Below are 15,541 nucleotides of genomic sequence, written 5' to 3'. Positions count from 1 at the left end.
ATTATTTCGGAGACTGTTTGTCAACCTCGTCGAGCAGTTTGCGAACTTCATCTACCGAAAGGTCTTTTTCCTTGATGAGTGTCGAAACAACATTCAGATAGGAATTGTCAAAATATTTGCGAACCACATTTTTCAGATTTCCGTTCCGGTATTGCGCTTCATCGATGATAGGGAAATATCGGTAAGTAGCACCTAACGATTCATGCGACAAAAATCCTTTGTCCTCAAGCATCCGCACATAAGTCGAAAGCGTATTGAAATGCGGTTTCGGCTCGGGATACATCTCCACAAGCTGCCTGACAAACAATGCTCCTTCCTGCCAAAAATAGCGCATCACTTCTTCCTCTTTTGCCGTTAATTCTTTCATTTTCTCTGAATAATTTTATTCCGATGCAAATATAACTAAATAATTTAGTTATACAACTAATTATTATAGTTAATAAACTAATTTATTTAGTTAATTAACGTTTATCATACATAAAATCTTAATAAACAGTGCATTTAGATGCAGAAAATGTCACGACCAATCGAAACAAATTTTACTTCTTCTCATAAACTAATTGACTGACCAAACGAAAAAATTAGTCAAGTCTGACGAAATTTTTTTTGAAGCAGTTAAATGCTTTATGAAACGAATAAATTTCTTGATACAGAAACTATCCTGAAAATAGATCATCCAAATTTTTCCATAAATCCGACATAGCTCCGACGCAACTCCCAGTCTCCTCCCAGTCTCCTCCCATGTTCCTCCCACTCAACTATCACTCTGAATTGAAAAAGAAACAGAGAAGAAAATAAGACCTTGAAAGCAAAACAAGCTTCCGGTAAAGGAGTTAATCGATTTACAGGTACGTCCAACACGAAAAAATCACTTCTTCAAACGTCCACTTTTCTTGAGAGCCTGATCCAGTATCCATTGAATCTGTCCGTTAACACTTCGAAATTCATCGGCTGCCCATTTTTCGATGGCATCCATCGTCTCCGAATCCAAGCGAAGTGCAAAGTTTTTGGTTGTCTTTTCTTTTTTTGCCATTTCATTCACTCCATCTTCCTAACTTAACTAATACGTTTGTACTGCAAAATTATGATGTCATTGATATAACGATCCGGTATTCAACACCGGTTGGGCCGATTCGTCAGCACAAAGCACTACCAACAGATTGCTCACCATCGCCGCTTTTTTGTCCGAATCCAAATCTACTATATTTTCGTCTTCTATCCGGTCAAGCGCCATTTTCACCATGGTTACTGCACCTTCCACAATTTTTTCGCGCGCCGATATAATGGCTTCTGCTTGCTGACGCCGCAACATCACGGCGGCAATTTCGGGAGCATACGCCAAATAATTGATGCGAGCTTCCACAATGGTTATGCCCGACATGGCGAGTCTTTCGTTCAGTTCATGCAACAAATCTTCGTTCACTTCATTTCCGCCCGATCGCAAGGTAATTTCATCGTCCGACACCACATTGTTGTCGTAAGCGTAATGACCGGCCACTTGTCGTAATGCGGCATCGCTCTGCACACGCACAAAGTTTTCGAAAGCATCCATTTTCTTTGCAACAGCACTTTTCATGGTAGTTCCCCTGCTTGCGTCGTTTGCCGCCATTGTTTGCGAATCGATTTCGAACATGGCCTTATACGTGTCCTGCAGTTTCCAAACCAGCACCAACCCAATCAATACCGGATTGCCCACCTTATCGTTCACTTTGATGGGTTCGATATTAAGGTTACGCGCCCGCATCGACACTTTTTTCTTCGTCATGAACGGATTGACCCAGAAGAATCCTGTATCTTTGAGTACTCCCCTGTATTTTCCGAAAAAGACCATGACCACAGCTTCATTGGGTTCGAGCATCGTAAAGCCGAACAGTAGAATAAACCAGCAAACCGACAGTACCACACCGGTTATGATGTAGGGCAAATCGTTTGTAGTTAAAAGCCAAATCGAAACTCCCAACCACACAAGCGAAACAAACAGCATAACAAATCCATTTGCTTTAAAACCGTTGAAATTCACTTCTTTTGTTTCCATTTTTGCAATATATTTGATATTATTTCGATATCGCAAATTTATATCGTATTTTTGTTTTTGCTAATATTTCTCTAATTTTTTTCAACTTCTTTAATTCAATCCAATTAGGCAAGTTCACAAGAAATAAGAGAAAAATCGTATATTTGTAAACCGATTTAAAAAATCGTTCCAAATTATTTAATTTACAAATGATCCTTTTATGAGTAAAGTACTTTACATTAAGGCAAACTCCAAACCGGAAGAACTCTCAAGAACATTCAAAATTTCGAATGCTTTCGTTGAAGCCTACAAACAGTTTCATCCCGAAGATGAGGTTGTTACTCTCGATTTATATCGCGAAAATATCGGATTCTTGACCGAAAAAGATGTATTGGTTCATTCGGAGGCAACCGACGATAGCCGGCAGAGCATTGCAGTGAAATATGCGCGTCAATTTCGCGATTTCGACAAATATATTTTTGCCGAACCATTATGGAATTTGGGCGTTCCGGCTATTCTGAAAGCCTATTTCGATTATATCAGCCAGGTGAGCATCACATTCAAATATTCGCCCACAGGGCCAATTGGGTTATGCCGGGGGAAAAAAGCCATCAACATTACCACACAAGGTGGTGCTCATTCCGAAGATGCAGCTACGGCACAAGAACACGGAAACAGCTATATCAAAACCATGCTGAATTTTTTTGGGATTGAGGACTATAAATGTATCTCCGCGAGCAAACTGGATATTATCGGGATGGATGTAGAGGCAATCGTCAATAAAGCTATCGAAGAAGCCAAAGAATTGGCAAAAAGTTTCTAACGTAAACCCGCTTTGTTAATGATATATTGATGCCGAGCGTTCGAAAGGACGCTCTTTTTTTGAATAAAAAGCATGAATTGAGCAAAAAACATTATCTTTGCATTGTGTTATTCACTCAAATTTAATCTGTTATTAACTAACTGCAAAGCACATTTTTCTCAATTCAAAATGAAAAAATTTTTCTTAATTCCGCTAGCTGTCATGACATTATTTGCATGCAACAACGCCCAAAAATCGGATAAAACTACGGGCGAAAAAGGGAGTATTTTTTACTCCGAGTACGACACCTCATACGGCACTCCGCCATTCGATAGAATTACGGAAGATGACTATCGTCCGGCCTTTGCCTACGGCATGGAACAACATCTTCGCGAAATCGATTCCATCGCCAACAATCCTCAACCACCTACTTTCGAAAACACCATCGTGGCACTGGACAATAGTGGGGCGATTCTCGATCGCGTATCGGCGGTATTCTTCGGATTGGAAGGTGCCGAGAAAACCGATACCATCGAACAAATCGCGAATGAGATCACGCCCAAACTCGCGGCCCACAACGACGATATTTTCTTAAATCAACAACTCTTCAATCGCATCAAAACACTGTACGACGATACGGCCGCCCTGCATCTCACTACCGAACAATTTCAACTCCTCGACAAATACTACAAACGATTTGTCAGAGGCGGAATCTTACTCGATGAAAAATCAAAAGAGCGCCTTCGCGAAATCAACAAGGAATTGTCATCCCTCACCCAGGAATATGGGAACAATGTGTTGAAGGAAACGAACAATTACAAGCTGGTGATCGACAACAAAGCCGATCTTTCGGGACTTCCCGAAGGAGTGATAGCCGCAGCCGCCGAAACGGCTAAAAATCAAGGACTCGACGGCAAATGGGTTTTCACGCTTCAAAAACCCAGCTGGATACCTTTCCTTCAATATGCCGACAATCGCACTTTGCGCGAAAAGTTGTATAAAGCCATGTTCATGCGCGGCGACAACGACAACGAATTCGACAACAAAGAAATTATCAATAAGATTGTTAATCTTCGTATTGAAAAAGCCAAACTCATGGGGTTCGACACCTATGCCGACTTTTCGTTGCAAGAAACAATGGCAAAAACGCCCAAAGCTGTTTACGATTTGCTGAACAGCATTTGGAAATACGCTTTGCCTCAAGCCAAAAAGGAAGCAGCCGAATTACAAGCATTGATTGACAACGAAGGCGGTAACTTCAAACTCGAATCGTGGGATTGGTGGTATTACACCGAAAAATTGCGCAAGCAAAAATATAATCTCGAAGAATCGGAACTGAAACCCTATTTCAAAATGGAAAATGTTCGCGAGGGCGTTTTCACGGTTGCCAACAAACTATATGGTTTGAACTTCAAGAAACTCGATAATATTCCTGTTTACAATCCTGAGGTGGAAACCTATGAAGTAACGGATGCCGACGGTTCGCTCATCGCCATTTTTTATACCGATTATTTTCCACGTCCGGGCAAAAGCGGCGGAGCCTGGATGAGCAACTTTCGCGACCAGCAAGTACTCAATGGAAAAGATATTCGTCCGCTGGTTTACAACGTAGGCAACTTCACCCGTCCTACAAACGAGACCCCTTCTCTACTCACGCTGGATGAGGTCGAGACAATGTTTCATGAGTTTGGTCATGCCCTGCACGGAATGCTTTCGAAAGTAAATTACAAGGGAATTTCCGGCACAAGCGTATATCGCGATTTCGTAGAATTGCCTTCGCAAATCAACGAGCATTGGGCTTTCCATCCCGAAGTACTGAAATTGTATGCCAAACATTACCAAACAGGCCAAACCATTCCCGATTCATTGATCCAAAAAATTCAAGATGCGGCCAACTTCAATCAGGGTTTCATAACTACAGAATTGGTGGCCGCTGCGCTACTCGACATGGATTGGCACACACAAACTACTCCTCAGAAATTTGACGTGCGCGAATTCGAGAAAAAATCGATGCAAAAGATCGGCCTCATTCCCGAAATTATTCCCCGTTATCGCAGTACCTACTTCACACACATTTTCAGCGGCGGGTATTCGGCCGGCTATTACAGCTATTTATGGTCGGAAGTGCTTGATTCGGATGCCTTTCAGCCTTTTGTCGAAAAGGGAATTTTCGATCAGGCTACAGCCAAATCCTTCCGCGAAAATATTCTTTCGAAGGGCGGATCAGATGAACCGATGAAACTGTACATCCGTTATCGCGGAGCTGAACCCAATCCCATATATCTGCTTAAAAACAGAGGTTTTGTAAAATAATTTCGAAACATCGTTTTGCATGCCGTCAGGTTATCCAAAAAATAATCTGACGGTTTTGTCTTAAAAAAGACGAAAAAGACTTATATTTGCAGGCTTGAAATAGATAGCTGCGAAATTCATGGTATGTCTTCGCCCGAAGTATAAGTCATAATGTTGATTGAAAGTAAATTACAATAATAACATAACTAAAAAAGTAAAGCAAAATTCACATGTCGAACAAAGGATTTATCAAAGTTTTCAGTGTTCTGCTTGCGCTTATTTCTCTGTATTATCTTTCTTTTACAGTGGTAGGATGGCAATACGACAAAAAGGCAAACGAATACGCGAACGGAAACTTAGCCCTTAAGAATCAGTATCTTGATTCATTATCCAGCGAAAAAGTCTATCTGGGATACACGCTCAAACAAATTCGGCAAAAAGAGATCGGATTAGGTCTCGACCTGAAAGGAGGTATGACTGTAACGCTCGAAGTTGATGCAGCTCAGGTGTTGAGAGCTTTGGCCAATACCGACGACCCCGATTTTAACAAAGCGTTGCAGGAAACCATTGTGCAAAACCGCAAAGGCAGCTCAACAGACTTTATTTCGCTATTCCAACAGAATTACGAAAAAATCGCGCCTAACGGTAAACTGGCAAACATCTTTAGCATAACAATGGGTGAACGCGTTAGTCCCACGGCCTCTAACGATGAAGTTATTGCCGTGCTGCGACAAGAATTGGCAAGCGCTGCCGACAATTCCTTCAATGTGCTTCGCACCCGTATCGACCGTTTTGGCGTGGTTTCCCCCAATATTCAAAAACTCGATCGTGCAGAACGCATCCTTGTAGAGTTGCCCGGTATTACCGAACCCGATCGCGTTCGAAACCTTTTGCAGGGAAGCGCCAACCTCGAATTCTGGAAAACGTATAATGTTAATGAGTTGGCTTCTTATTTCAGCCAAGTCAACCAACTTTCGGCCGAATTGGCTTCTTCGCTTCAAGGAGAAGTTTCGACGGATACCACCACAATTGCTGTTACCGATTCGGTTGTTTCCGGCGACTCTTTGCGTGCAACACTTCCCTCTACTATAGAAAATGATTCCGCCGACGAAAAGTCGTCCATACAAATTACCAAACCTCTGGTTCAATATTTTGTTCAGCCATACTTCGCAATGAGCGGAGCAACAGGCCCGATTGTGGGAGCAGTTCATAAAAATGATACGGCCACAGTGAATTATCTTTTGAATCGTTATAAAGACATTTTCCCTGCCGATGTTCGCTTTAAATGGGGATTCAAACCTATCGATACACGTGAATCGGTATTCGAACTTTTTGCGCTGAAAGGAGATGGGACAAAACGAGGACCGGCTCTTGAAGGAGACGTGATAACCAATGCTCGTGCAGACCAAGGGCAACAAGGCTCTGGCTGGGAAGTCAGCATGACGATGAATTCTTCGGGTGCTACGCGCTGGGCTACTATTACGGGAGCAGAAAAAGGTAACAGCATCGCCATTGTGTTGGATGGATATGTGTATTCGGCTCCTCGAGTGAACGATCGTATCGAGGGAGGCCGATCTTCTATTACCGGCAACTTCACACTCGAAGAAGCGAAAGACTTGGAAAATGTGTTGAAGTCAGGCAAAATGAAAGCCGGTGTCCGAATTGTTCAAGAAGATGTAGTGGGACCATCTCTGGGTAAAGAGGCCATTCAGGCCGGATTCATTTCGTTTGTGATTGCTCTTCTCGTTCTGTTTATTTTCACCTGCATGCTGTACGGAATTACTCCGGGTATGGTGATAAACGGAGCGCTACTTGTGAACTTATTTTTTACGCTCGGTGCATTGGCGGCATTCCAAGCCGTACTCACTCTTCCGGGCATTGCCGGTATGATTCTGTCTTTGGCAATGGCGGTGGATGCCAACGTGCTCATTAATGAACGTATCAAGGAAGAACTCGCCGCCGGTAAAACACTTCGAAGAGCATTGGAAGACGGATACAAGAACGCTTTCTCCGCAATCTTCGACTCGAACCTGACAACAATCATTACCGGAATCATTCTCGCAGTATTCGGCACAGGCGCGATTCGAGGATTCGCCATTACATTGATTATCGGTATCGTATCGTCTTTCCTCACCGCCGTTTTTCTTACCCGATTGGTGTATGAAAACCGGTTAGAAAAAGGGAAATGGACAAAACTTACGTTTGGAACAGGCTTCACAAAGATGATGTCAAGAGAATTTACTTTCAACTTTATTCATAACAGTCGAAAGGTTCTTGCAGGAATAGGAATTTTCATCATCATAAGCATTATATCGCTCTTTGTCTTAAAGTTGAATGCGGGCATCGATTTCACGGGTGGTCGTAATTATATCATACGTTTCGACCAGCCTGTTAAAACGGGAGATATCCAAAACGAGTTGGATCCTTATTTTGGCGAATCGGTACGGGTAATTACCATCGGATCGAGCAATCAGGTACGCGTGTCCACGAACTTCCGAATCGACGACGATAGCGAAAACGTGGAACAAGAGTTAATCAGCTTGTTAGGCGAAGCATTGAAAGAATACATTGCTCCCGACAAAACAATCGACGATTATGTGTTGAGCTCACAAAAAGTGGGTCCAAGCATAGCCGAAGATATGTTGAGGGATGCTTCTCTTGCATTGCTCATTGCTCTTCTATGTATGGGTTTGTACATTTTTATCCGATTCAACAATTGGGCATTCTCGATGGGAACCATCGCTGCCTTGGCCATAGATGCTTTTTCTGTAATCGGCTTCTATTCGCTACTATGGAAGATCATGCCCTTCTCGATGGAAATTGATCAAACTTTCGTCGCAGCTATACTTACAGTAGTCGGCTACTCTATCAACGATAAGGTGGTGGTGTTCGATCGTGTACGCGAATACACACAATTATATCCGAAGCGGAGTTTGCTCTCACTCTTCAACGATTCGATGAATGCAACGCTCACTCGAACGATCAACACGGGTTTAAGCACGATATTGGTGATCATCTGCATATTATTCTTCGGTGGAGAAGCTGTTCGCAGTTTTGTTTTTGCCATGCTTATCGGTATCGTGGTAGGAACAATTACCAGTTTGTTCGTAGCTGCTCCCGTGGCATATCGAATTTTAGGGAAACAACAGATGGGAAAGAATCAAACTGAAGCGAAAAAATAACTTTTAGATTTAAAAATCATACTCTTTTATGTAAAACGGGTTGCCAAAAGGCAACCCGTTTTTTGTGCTGTCAGTTCCTTTCTTTTTCTCAAATAAAATCTTTCTCGGAACATAGTATGCAAGAAACAACCCAAAAAATGGTACAATTCGTTACACAAATCCGAAATCATCAGAAAAAGTTCCTGAAAAATGCCACGACACTCCTGTTTATTTTATGCATGTTTTATTCCTCGATATTTTTATGTAATTTTGCAAAGGATGGTCTGTGAAAACGCGTTGTCGGTGAAATACGACCGAAGCAGACAATCAAATTTATTGATCTTTAAGTAGTTGACCTGTTCGATAAAGTATGCTAAAGATTCAGTTCCAAGAAAGACTTAGCATAAGAAACGATCAACCTTTCTTTCAGGGATCATCGGTAATCAGCCGAAATTACGAAAAACTATGAATCCATCAGCAAACTAAACCAAATAAGAGACCAATGAAAAAATTATTCTTCTTCGCCTCCGTGATCTTTACCTCATTTCAGATACAGATTGCCTTATCGCAACCGTTTACAAAAACGGATTCCGTCATTGGGAAAAAATTTAATTACGACCAAGCAATTACGGCAACCATCTATTCACCTCCGATCAACATCTATCGTTGGAATGTGAATGAAAATTCTGACCATTTTCTGCTTCAATTGAGAGAAACCGACCGCAAAGGCACTTCTTTCAAAAACAAAGGCACGTGCATCATGATGGATCTGAACGACAAGCACGTTAAATGGGAAAAGGAAATGGACTATGGTTCCGACGAAATAAAAAAACTGGGAAAACATCTCTTCCTAACCAAGAAAAATAAAACCTACGCTCTTGATCCCGAAACGGGGAACGAATTATGGAACATGAAAAACGACGTCTATTTTGCGGACACCATTTCCAGAATAGCCTTGTGCTACCCGTTTTCGCCTACATCCAATAAACTGATTGCCGTGAACTTGAACACCGGTAAAGAGCTTTGGAACAAGAAACTGGACAGAACCTTGGGTTGGAACAATGTTTATCTCTACAATGATTCTCTGATTCTGATATCGGTTAACGGATTGAACGGCATTAATTTGGCTACTGGAAACAGTTGGAAATACGAAGCCAAGACAACTCGGCAAGATATTGGAAAACTCGTCGCCAAAAACGCAGCCGGTATTTTACTGGGAGCTTTCACCGGCATAGCCCTTTACCAGACCGCTCCCGACGTAGCTACGGACATGGTTTCCAATATTCTTATCGACCCATCGGGTGATATTGTGCTGGCTTCGCGCGATAAAATCTCACGCATGGGCAGCACAGGAACTATAGTATGGAGTACGCCCTTGCCCGAAAAGATTACGTCCAAATCATCGCTATTCCTGATCGATAGCGTTATTTATATGATCAACCGTGGATATGCACAGTATAATGGCAATTTTTCCATGATCGGCGATCCCTATTTTGCCGCATTCGACCGGGCATGCGGACAGCAACTCTATTTGAATGCCATTCCCGAAAAAAAGGAATTCATTCGTAACTATCAGGTAATCGATAATAAATTATTTCTCGTTTTCAAGAACAAGATTGCCTCTTACTCGCTTGATGACGGCTCGTTGCTGAATGAAACCCCATTCCCTTTAAACAAGGGCGAAAAACTGGTCGCTTTCGTGGAATCGGGTGCGTATGTGAAACAAAACGATTCTACGTATTTGGAAGTGCTCGAAACCAATCCCGACCTCAACTTCATCCTAACGGACCACGATCGAATGTTTGCCATAAACGATAATTTGGAGCTTTTAAACACGTACGACAAAGAACAGACGTACCATCAAACGCTCGATTTTAGGAATTATCGCTTCATTACAAATGATGATGAAACTTATGTTGTCCTCGACCCGACGAATAAACTCGCGGCTGAACTTAAACTCACGCCGCATCTGTTTATTGCCGATGGTACCCTATATGCAATGGATCACAATTCGTTCCTCGAAATCGATCTCTCACATCTCTTTGAATAAGCGACATGCGCCTAATCAAAATACGAAAACAACTTGCCACTCTCGTATTTTTTTGTAATTTTGCACCGCCAAGTGCCACAATAGCTCAGTTGGTAGAGTAACGCATTCGTAACGCGTCGGTCGCGAGTTCGAGTCTCGCTTGTGGCTCAACCGAAAAAAGGATTTGATCTTTTTCAAATCCTTTTACCGATTCGGTTGTTATAAATAGTACCTAATCGCACCAATTGCATGAAATACATCAAACACATTTAATTGCTGCAGAGGGTTTCTCGGCTTAAGCCGAGAGCCTTTTTCGAGCGGGGGGAAACCGCAATACTCCTTTAGAACCGAAGTTTCATTGATAATACAACGTTTCGTCCCGGATTATAATATTCCACTTCCTTTAGTGTTGACAGATGATCGACATATCGAACATCGAATAGGTTATTGACACCCAATTGCCATGCAACCGGCACGCGAGCTACTTTCAAAACTGCTCCAATAGTTGCATCCACAATCGTATAACCTGAAGTGGAAGTCTCATTGGGTGCAGGATTGCGCTGAGCAAAAGCCGTATTTGTGGAAATTGAAACAAAAGCATCCTGCAAAAATGCCATTTCGTTTTTCTCGGCACGTATCTCGGCATTCAATTGGTGTGCCGGAATAAACGGGAGATAATCCCCGTTTCGTTGCTTTCCGATCACAGAGGAAAAATCGGTTTGAAAATGTAGCCACGAAAGATTTACCGGATGGATGTGGAAAGCAAATTCACCTCCGTATAAATAAGCATCGCCCTGACGATATTGGTAAATGGGAACACCACCGGCAGATTCGTCACCCGTTGGAGATATGAAAATGTAATCGCGAATAGAATTATAAAAACCGGCCAAATCGAGGGTATAATTTTCTTTATGCAAATGTAAACTTGCATCGACTTCATAAGCATTTTCGGGTCGAAGCGAAGCATCGCCGATTTCGAACCTTTCTTCATGTTGTCCGTTGGAAGTAAGTTCCGCTAAATTGGGATTCCGAAAGGCAGCTGCAATGTTCGACCTGAAAAGAAGCGATTCATTGAGGTCGAGAGTAGCGCCAATCGAACCACTGAAACTGTCATACGATTTGTCCAATGCCGGACGGAACAAATCGACAACGGCAGGATCACCGACAGCCTGCGTGGATAGAGATCTGTAATCGTAGCGGATTCCTCCCTGTACCTTAAGTTTGCTAAAGAAAGTGCGTTGCAACAATCCGAATAGCGAATAATTTTGCATAACGGCATCCGGAAGTAATTTGGTTGCCCGATCATTCAAATTGTCATTCCATTGATTCATTCCCTGAAAACCAAAAATATATTCTGTATATAGGTCCGAAGGAAAATGTAATTTTGTTTCGTATGTAAGTGTTCTCAACCGCATTTCCACTTCATATTCGTTTGCCTCACCAATATGCGACAACTTATTATCTTGATATGCTGCATTGATTTGCAATTTGTAGCGATTGAAATATAAACGATTTCTGGATGAAAGCATCTGATTATCGAGTCGTTGATAAAAAATATCGGGTTTTCGACCCCGTTCGTCAATTTCTTCTGCCGATTCTTCTTCCACCAAACCGATATTGTGCCGATTGTGATCGTAAAAAAGCTCGAATGTACCCATTCGACCCGCATGGCCAATATTAGCCTTTAATGACGATTCGTTGAAACGAGTATTGGGAACAAAATCGCCACCTCCTTGCAAGTAATCGGCGTGAGAGACATAGCCTACTCTAAGGCCACCGAAAATATCCTTCGAAGCCCCTTTCAATCCCAAATTTTGAACCACTCCCAACGAGTTGGAAAAAAGTTGCAGGCCATAATCTCCCTGCAATGTCCCGACCGGAGCAGGTTTCTCGCGAATGAAATTGATAACGCCTCCGATCGCATCAGATCCGTAAAGAAGCGAAGCAGGGCCTTTGATTATCTCCACATCTTCTATTCCAAATTCATTCACTCCAAGCGGATGATGGTCGGAATACTGATAATTTTCGATGCGTACGCCGTTGTTGAGCGTCAGGATATCATTCATAGAAAGCCCCCGAATAACGGGCTTGGCAACACCACTGCCCTTCGAAATCATGTTGACACCGGGTACTTGCGATAAAGTTTCCATTATATTCGGAGAAATTTTTCGGCGCTTTTCGTCAAGATTCAGGACATCTATTTTTACGGCAGTTTGGTGCTGTGTGGCGTTGTAACCTCCTGAAACGACAACTTCTTCGGCCTCGAGGGCAGTTTCATGCAGTGCAACATCAATTCTTTTGACATTTTCATCCATCAAGACAATTTGAACTTGCGAAGCATAACCAACAAATGAAAACTGCACGGTAATTTTTCCGGCAGGAAGATTGGAGAGTTCGAAATTGCCATCGGAATCCGAGAATGTACCTTTGCTCAGTTCATAACAATATATGGTGGCTCCGGGTAAAGGCTCTCCTGCTTGCGTGGTAACCTTGCCCGAAAGGATATGTTGTGCAAACATGCTTGCAAAATGGCCAAGCACGATGCTTAAGAGGATATATTTTTTCATTTTTCCTTTTTAAATCGTGAAATAATTAGGGTTCCTATTCTTTGATAAAATCTATCGATATGAGATTTCAGGAAAAAGGAGGGGCACGATGTGAAAAAGGAAGATTAGTGAAAGAAAAGGTGCAAGGAGTGTTATACTGATTTTTGTATCGATCGAAATGAGTAAGAACTTCCAAATCGATTTTCTGAATCTGATCGGTGAAGATCGAGAAATGAAAATCGCAAATAGGACAGTTTTCGTGAAATGTTTGACAGGATTTTTCGGAATGACAGCAACCCGTTCTTTGATGATGATGTTCCAGTTTCACCACCGAAGGAAACAGGAAAATGAAGATCAAAGAAAGCGAAATATATCTTGTGTAGCTGCGATTCATTTCTATTTGAGAATAAGCTTTGACACACTATTCTGAGGCAGAAGAGGTGTCAGTTTCTGTTATCGAACGATTTCTCTAAAATGTAACACCGACCAATCTATCAACTGACCGAATATAGGTATTAAACTTTCACCCATTTCAGTAAGTGAATATTCAACACGAGGAGGAATTTCTGCGAATGCCACTCGGGTGATAAGTCCATCTTCCTCCAATCTTTTCAGCGTGGTCGAAAGCATCTTTTGAGAAATATCGGGAATCGACTTGCAAATCTCCGAATAGCGAAGCATTCCCTTTTCGTGCAGCGTGGTCAAAATCAATAGCGACCATTTGTCGCTGAATCGAGCCAGGACATTTCGAATCGGGCACTGTGGGTATTGCAAATCGGCAGATTTCATTATTTTCTTTTTTTCATTCACAAAAGTAAAAATAATTCCTGAGGATGTTACGGGTATTAAAGATTATTACTTTCAAAAAGAGATTTATTATAAATATTCTTAAAAAAATATTTTCTATTCAGCTGATAATCAATATTTCGAACGATAGTAGTTCGTAACACACATCTTTGCTTTGTAGAAAGTGTTTTGCTAAATTTGAAAGGTCAAACAATTTAAATAGAAAAAAATGAAAAATCTAATCGTAAAAAATGTAGATGAAACTCAGGGACAAACAAATGCGGAACACGGCAATAAATTTACCGTAAAGACCATCATCCCCGAAGAAGAAGTGAGCAAATGTAGGGTAAATTTCGTGGAAGTGGATCCGGGCAATTATGCCTATGGATATCATTATCACGAAGTGAACGAAGAAGTTTTTTATGTCATCAGCGGACAGGGAGCCGTTCGTACCGAAGATGGAGAAATTATGCTGAAAGCCGGTGACGTTATAGCTTTCCCGACAGGAATAAAAGGTGCACACATCATGCGTAATCCCTCCGATACCGAAAAATTGGTTTATATCTACTTTGGTACTGCGGCTAATCCCGAAATCGTTCATTTATTGGACATCAAAAAAATCATGGTTAGCGGGACCGAATCGACGGGAATTTTCGATGAATTTGCTTAACTGTTCACTTCTGTCAACAAAAAAAGGGGCTGCCCGCCTCTTTTTTTCTGTACGAAATCGGTTGAAACTACTTAACTTTCATAAGAATATCGAGCCCGATTTTTTTACGGTTAAGCGATGTGTCTTCACAAATTTCGCGAATAAATCGTTCTTCGGCTTGCAAAACCCAATCTTGAAAATTTTCATCGGGCCGATAAAAAGGAAGGAAGTTGATCAACTTATTCAATTTAAATTTCCGGCTGCTGATTCCTGCTCCCGAAAGGCTTGCATCGAATGCATTGAATTCCTGCTCAACATGTGCAGGTATCATCAGTATCGGTTTCCGATAATACAATGCTTCGCATAGCGACTCGAATCCCGACGTTGTGGAATAAGCCATACTGCCGGCCAAACTTTTCAAAAACAATTCATCGTTCAAACGATAAAGAACCAAATTTTCGTCGATAACCGTCACCTCGTCGGCATCTTTCTTATCCCAGAAAAAGCGTAACGGAATGTGCGGATTTTTGGTATGCCAATCCAAAATTTCCTCGAAATATCCCGAGTTAAGCATATATCCGTGGATGTAATCACCCGCCTCGGGCTCTATCTCAAAAACCTCTCTGCGAAGCAGCGGCGGCATCACAACCAAATTTCGTTCCTCACAACCGGGCATATCGCGAAACGATAGAGCCAATAACTTCGACGAACCCTGACAAGTCCATTTCGTAAGCATTCGGAGCAAATAATATTTCACATCCTGCTCAGGTGTGGTTTTGTAATGAGGATTGAGGAGCAGATACTGATGCCCGACATTTATCATCTTTACGCCTAATTTTTCGTTGATCTTATACACCTGATAAGCCGTACCGGTGATAAGTTCGTAAAAGTTGATAACGATATCGGGATGATATTCCTCGATTTTCTTTTTAACAAAAACAATGCTCTTGCGAAAAATGAGCGGACGGGCAAAATTGCTGAGCACGCTCATCACGATATTGGGGCGTTTGTTTTTATAGAAAGAAGTAAAATTCGGGCTATGGAAAACAAAAATCGGGGCTCCTATCTTGTCGCTGAAGAAAGCCGGTATTTGACGATTGTCACTCTTTCCAACCAACACGGCACACACCTCGTGACCGTGCTTTCGCATTATCCAAGCCATGGAAAGTGCTTGTGTGAAATGGCCTCTCCCTTCTCCCTGAACAGCAAATAAAAACTTCACGTGCAACAGTTTTATGAAAGTAGTTACAAAATTAGAAAAA

Annotated in this window: 11 protein-coding genes and 1 tRNA gene; 6 read left to right on the top strand and 6 right to left on the bottom strand. The window is 41.9% G+C overall.

Translation table 11 applies throughout. From position 1 onward, the window contains the following. Position 1: 1 nt before the first annotated feature. The 3 genes from EJN84_RS09050 to EJN84_RS09040 all read right to left on the bottom strand — a co-directional run bounded on the left by EJN84_RS09050 (position 2) and on the right by EJN84_RS09040 (position 2,035). Complete coding sequence (locus EJN84_RS09050) at positions 2 to 367, bottom strand: BlaI/MecI/CopY family transcriptional regulator (RefSeq protein ID WP_129595124.1); 366 nt, start codon at positions 365 to 367, stop codon at positions 2 to 4. A gap of 501 nt (positions 368 to 868) precedes the next feature. Next, the gene (locus EJN84_RS09045; RefSeq protein WP_129595123.1) at positions 869 to 1,033 is read right to left on the bottom strand and encodes an Arc family DNA-binding protein; all 165 of its coding nucleotides are present in this window, start codon (positions 1,031 to 1,033) and stop codon (positions 869 to 871) included. 57 nt (positions 1,034 to 1,090) lie between these two features. Continuing rightward, a complete protein-coding gene (locus EJN84_RS09040) occupies positions 1,091 to 2,035 on the bottom strand; it encodes an SPFH domain-containing protein (protein ID WP_129595122.1) in 945 nt (314 codons plus the stop codon). Positions 2,036 to 2,234: 199 nt separating this feature from the next. On the opposite strand from EJN84_RS09040, the gene EJN84_RS09035 reads away from it, so the two are divergent. The 5 genes from EJN84_RS09035 to EJN84_RS09015 all read left to right on the top strand — a co-directional run bounded on the left by EJN84_RS09035 (position 2,235) and on the right by EJN84_RS09015 (position 10,466). Beyond that, positions 2,235 to 2,837 (top strand): FMN-dependent NADH-azoreductase, encoded by a 603-nt coding sequence (locus tag EJN84_RS09035; protein ID WP_129595121.1) that lies wholly within the window; start codon positions 2,235 to 2,237, stop codon positions 2,835 to 2,837. A 201-nt stretch (positions 2,838 to 3,038) separates the two neighbouring features. Further along, positions 3,039 to 5,129 carry a M3 family metallopeptidase gene (locus tag EJN84_RS09030; RefSeq protein WP_238943990.1) on the top strand — a complete coding sequence of 697 codons (2,091 nt, stop codon included), beginning with the start codon at positions 3,039 to 3,041 and terminating at the stop codon, positions 5,127 to 5,129. A gap of 209 nt (positions 5,130 to 5,338) precedes the next feature. Beyond that, positions 5,339 to 8,290 carry a protein translocase subunit SecDF gene (gene secDF / locus EJN84_RS09025; RefSeq protein WP_129595119.1) on the top strand — a complete coding sequence of 984 codons (2,952 nt, stop codon included), beginning with the start codon at positions 5,339 to 5,341 and terminating at the stop codon, positions 8,288 to 8,290. Between the two features lie 481 nt (positions 8,291 to 8,771). Next, positions 8,772 to 10,319, top strand: coding sequence for an outer membrane protein assembly factor BamB family protein (locus tag EJN84_RS09020; protein WP_129595118.1), 1,548 nt, complete (start codon positions 8,772 to 8,774; stop codon positions 10,317 to 10,319). Between the two features lie 74 nt (positions 10,320 to 10,393). Next, positions 10,394 to 10,466, top strand: a tRNA-Thr gene (locus EJN84_RS09015). Between the two features lie 173 nt (positions 10,467 to 10,639). On the opposite strand, the gene EJN84_RS09010 is transcribed toward EJN84_RS09015, so the two are convergent. Beyond that, positions 10,640 to 12,865 carry a TonB-dependent receptor gene (locus EJN84_RS09010; RefSeq protein ID WP_129595117.1) on the bottom strand — a complete coding sequence of 742 codons (2,226 nt, stop codon included), beginning with the start codon at positions 12,863 to 12,865 and terminating at the stop codon, positions 10,640 to 10,642. Between the two features lie 432 nt (positions 12,866 to 13,297). After that, entirely contained in the window at positions 13,298 to 13,633 is a 336-nt protein-coding gene (locus tag EJN84_RS09005) for a winged helix-turn-helix transcriptional regulator (RefSeq protein ID WP_129595116.1), read from the bottom strand. A 226-nt stretch (positions 13,634 to 13,859) separates the two neighbouring features. On the opposite strand from EJN84_RS09005, the gene EJN84_RS09000 reads away from it, so the two are divergent. Continuing rightward, on the top strand, positions 13,860 to 14,300 hold the full coding sequence (locus tag EJN84_RS09000; protein WP_129595115.1) for a cupin domain-containing protein: 441 nt from the start codon (positions 13,860 to 13,862) through the stop codon (positions 14,298 to 14,300). A gap of 67 nt (positions 14,301 to 14,367) precedes the next feature. Here EJN84_RS09000 and EJN84_RS08995 read toward each other — a convergent pair whose 3' ends face one another. Then, positions 14,368 to 15,501, bottom strand: coding sequence for a glycosyltransferase family protein (locus tag EJN84_RS08995; protein ID WP_165004218.1), 1,134 nt, complete (start codon positions 15,499 to 15,501; stop codon positions 14,368 to 14,370). Positions 15,502 to 15,541: the final 40 nt, after the last annotated feature.

Source organism: Seramator thermalis (genome assembly GCF_004138125.1).
Taxonomy (GTDB): domain Bacteria; phylum Bacteroidota; class Bacteroidia; order Bacteroidales; family Dysgonomonadaceae; genus Seramator; species Seramator thermalis.
Note: the sequence above shows the minus strand (reverse complement) of the source record. Positions and strands in the feature narration are given on the sequence as shown.